The sequence below is a fragment of the Paenisporosarcina sp. P4_E4_2 genome (genome assembly GCF_056401595.1).
In genome coordinates this window covers 1-4,009 of the sequence record NZ_JBFUJC010000291.1, presented here as the reverse complement: position 1 = coordinate 4,009, position 4,009 = coordinate 1, and the positions used below count along the sequence as shown (strand labels likewise).

General features: G+C 43.0%; 5 protein-coding genes. All 5 read right to left on the bottom strand.

The features are described from left to right. The coding region (locus AC1DSB_RS15665) for a Rho termination factor N-terminal domain-containing protein (RefSeq protein ID WP_477587061.1) at positions 1-147 on the bottom strand (147 nt) is incomplete at its 3' end. 127 nt (positions 148-274) lie between these two features. Next, positions 275-1,243, bottom strand: a complete 969-nt coding sequence (gene glpX, locus AC1DSB_RS15660) for a class II fructose-bisphosphatase (RefSeq protein ID WP_477587060.1) — start codon at positions 1,241-1,243, stop codon at positions 275-277. 86 nt (positions 1,244-1,329) lie between these two features. Then, the gene (locus AC1DSB_RS15655) at positions 1,330-2,625 is read right to left on the bottom strand and encodes a UDP-N-acetylglucosamine 1-carboxyvinyltransferase (protein WP_016428279.1); all 1,296 of its coding nucleotides are present in this window, start codon (positions 2,623-2,625) and stop codon (positions 1,330-1,332) included. A 32-nt stretch (positions 2,626-2,657) separates the two neighbouring features. Next, positions 2,658-3,308, bottom strand: a complete 651-nt coding sequence (gene fsa / locus AC1DSB_RS15650) for a fructose-6-phosphate aldolase (RefSeq protein WP_016428280.1) — start codon at positions 3,306-3,308, stop codon at positions 2,658-2,660. A gap of 91 nt (positions 3,309-3,399) precedes the next feature. Continuing rightward, a partial coding sequence (locus AC1DSB_RS15645; protein WP_477587059.1) for a ketose-bisphosphate aldolase occupies positions 3,400-4,009 on the bottom strand: 610 nt, incomplete at its 5' end.

Here is a 4,009-nt window from a genome sequence, read left to right as displayed (position 1 = left end):
TTCTTGTTCTGCGCGTGTTTTTAATATCGCAAAAATAAGTTCTTTTTTCGTTAGTTTGCTGTAGTACGAGATTTTGAACTGGCGTGCAAGTGCATACAGTTCTTTTAACGTCATACTTTCTAGTTCAGCAATCTTTAAGGTTGTCATAAAATGGCACCACTCTTTTACATATTTTGTTGTGTCGATTCAAGTTGAAGGTAGGATTGGTTCTGCAATGAATTGATTTTAGTAGAAGATGCCCGGCCAAGTTATGGCCAGGCACATATTTTTGAAGTTAGTCTTCCATCATAAGATGAGGTTTTTTCTTCAAGCTGTGACGCCCTTCTACGAAACGGACTGTGCCTGATTTCGCACGCATAACTAATGAATGAGACTCTGCATATGATCCCTTGAATTGTACACCACGCAGAAGTTCTCCATCCGTTACACCCGTTGCCGCAAAGATTGCGTCGTCACCTTTTACAAGGTCTTCCATACGGAATACACGGTTTACATCAAGTCCCATACGAATACAACGTTGTAATTCTTGTTCGTTGGTAGGAACTAATTTACCTTGTATTTCGCCACCTAGACATTTCAAGCCAACTGCAGCAATAACGCCCTCTGGCGCGCCACCCAGTCCAAATAAAATATCTACGCCTGTTTCATCGAATGCTGTGTTGATTGCACCTGCAACGTCGCCATCATTGATCAATTTAATTCGAGCACCTGATGCACGAATCTCATCAATAATTTTTTGGTGACGTGGGCGGTTTAAAATTGTTGCCACAACGTCTTCGATGTCTTTGTTTTTAGCACGGGCAACCGCACGTAAGTTAYCTGTTACAGAAGCGTTGATGTCCACTTGGCCTCTTGCTTCAGGTCCTACTGCCAATTTGTCCATATACATATCCGGTGCATTCAGCAGGTTGCCTCTGTCTGCGATTGCAAGAACTGCAAGCGCATTCCATCCGCCTGAAGCCACGATATTTGTTCCCTCGAGAGGGTCAACTGCGATATCCACTTCCGGACCGCCAATGCCAAGACCTAGTTCTTCACCGATATATAGCATCGGTGCTTCGTCCATTTCACCTTCGCCTATTACGACGACCCCTTGCATCGGGATAGAGTTAAAAACGTTTCGCATAGCTGTAGTCGCTGCGTCATCCGCTTCATTTTTCAAACCTCGGCCCATCCAACGTGCCGAAGCGATTGCTGCTGCTTCTGTTACACGCACTAACTCCATTGATAAACTGCGTTCCATTTTGTGTGTTCCTCCCGTTATCCGGTCATTTATTTGCGTCATTCTTCCACCTGTCATTGTACCATACGTGACAAGTGGTCAGATTTTTATTTTTCGTTGTCTTCTGTGCTCGAATGTTCGTGTTCATCTTCGATAGTTTCGCGGCGAATATCTGCACCGAGCCCATGCAATTTATCAATTAACGAGCTGTAGCCTCGTTCGATATGATAAATATCGCGAATTTCAGTTTCTCCTTCGGCAATCAATCCAGCCAATACCAAGGCTGCTCCTGCACGCAAATCTGATGCACGAACTGAAGCGGATTCCAATTTCGTCGGACCTGAAATAATCGCTGTACGCCCTTCTACACGTGCACTGGCATTCATACGTTTCAACTCATCGATATGTTTGAAACGGGCTGAATAAATGGTGTCTGTAATGACCGATGAACCTTTGGCCTGGGTCATTAAAAGAGAGAACGGTTGCTGTAAATCCGTTGGGAAACCAGGATACACCAGTGTTTTCACATCCACTGCCTGCAAGTTCTCTGATTTCGGAATGAAGATACTTTCTTCGCCTTCTTCGATCTTAACGCCCATTTCGCGCAGTTTTGCAGTCAGCGCTTCAACATGGAATGGGATGACATTGTCAATTGTAACACCGTCACCAGCCACTGCAGCCATTATCATGAATGTTCCTGCTTCAATTCGATCGGGGATAATCGTGTGGTTCGTCCCATGTAGTTCATCAACTCCATCGATTCGAATGACGTTCGTTCCTGCACCCTTGATTTTCGCTCCCATGTTTGTTAACAAAGTCGCTACATCAATGATTTCAGGTTCTTTCGCGGCATTTTCAATGGTCGTTTGCCCTTTAGCCATTACGGCAGCCAGCATGATGTTGATGGTGGCACCAACACTGACAACGTCTAAATAAATTTTAGCTCCACGCAATTCATCCGCACGCAAATAAATGGCACCATGTTCGTTCGTCACTTTGGCACCAAGCGCCTCAAAGCCTTTGATGTGTTGATCGATCGGACGAGGTCCTAAGAAACAGCCTCCTGGCAAGCCAATGACCGCTTTTTTAAAGCGACCTAGCATGGCACCCATCAAATAATAGGATGCTCGAAGTTTTTTAACGTTGCCGTTTGGCAAAGGCATGCCTTGCATTTTAGTAGGATCAATGTTCATAGTGCCGTCGTCGAAAGATACATCCCCACCGATTTCCTCTAGCAACTCTTTCAGTGTCCAAGCATCCGAGATTTCCGGTAATCCTTCAATCGTGACAGGAGAATTGGCTAAAATGGATGCCGGGATTAAAGCAACTGCGCTGTTTTTGGCACCGCTCACTTTAATTGTTCCTTGTAAACGTTTTTGCCCATTAATTTTATACACTTCCATGTAATTCACCTACAATCAATTCAAGAGTTAACTTATTCTGCACTTAAACGGTTATTCCAATCCGCTAAAAATGCTTCAATTCCTTTATCCGTTAATGGATGTTTGAACATTTGTTTCATTACGTTTATCGGCATTGTTCCAATGTGTGCTCCGTGAAGCGCTGCGTCTGTCACGTGTTGTGGATGACGAATTGATGCAGCAATGATTTCTGTATCAATATTGTGCAATTCAAAAATTTGTGCAATCGTACCGACTAAATCCATGCCGTTGTGACCGATATCGTCCAAACGCCCAAGGAATGGTGATACATAAGTTGCTCCAGCACGTGCTGCAAGCAAAGCTTGGTTTGCGCTGAAAATCAACGTGATATTTGTTTTAATGCCTTCTTTTGAAAATACTGAACATGCTGCCAGACCGTCTGGTGTCATTGGTAATTTCACTGTGATATTTGGTGCAATTGCCGCTAGTTCACGACCTTCTTTAATCATTCCTTCAGCATCCAAAGCAATTACTTCTGCACTGACTGAACCTTCTACTAGTGAAGTGATTTCACGTAAACGATCGTGGAAAGAAATATTTTCTTTTGCCACAAGTGATGGATTTGTAGTTACGCCTGACAAAATACCCCAAGCGTGTGCTTCTTTAATTTCTTCAAAGTTTGCTGTATCGATAAAAAATTTCATTTTTAGTTGCCTCCATTTGATGGAAAAAGAGGAGAAGGCCGTATTCCGACACTTCTCCTTACATTCTCTTGTTTTATTTATGCTATTTTATTTATGCTTTTCCAGAACTTCCGAAATCGCGCATTTTTCCTTGTACAGTGTTTTTGATTGCGTCACGAGCAGGAATTAAGTATTTACGTGGATCGTAAACATCCGCATCGCTATTCAAGAAATCACGAATTGCTTTTGTAGCTGCAATTTGATTTTCAGTATTAACATTGATTTTCGCTGTTCCCAGTGAAATCGAACGTTGAATATCTTTTACAGGAATTCCGGTTCCACCGTGCAATACAAGTGGAAGATCTGATAATTTCGAGATTTCTTCCATTTCAGCAAAACCTAAATTCGGTTCTCCTTTGTAAGGACCATGAACAGAACCCAGTGCAGGTGCCAAGCAATCGATATCAGTGCGTGAAACCAGTTCAGCACATTCTTTTGGATCTGCATAAATGACGCCTTCTGCGATAATGTCATCTTCTTGTCCACCCACAGTTCCAAGCTCAGCTTCAACAGACACGCCATGAGCGTGTGCATATTCCACTACTTGAGACGTGGTTGAAATGTTTTCTTCCAATGGATGATGTGATGCATCAATCATGACTGATGTGAATCCAGCATCAATTGCTTCTTTACATTTTTCAAAACTTGAACCATGGTCTAAA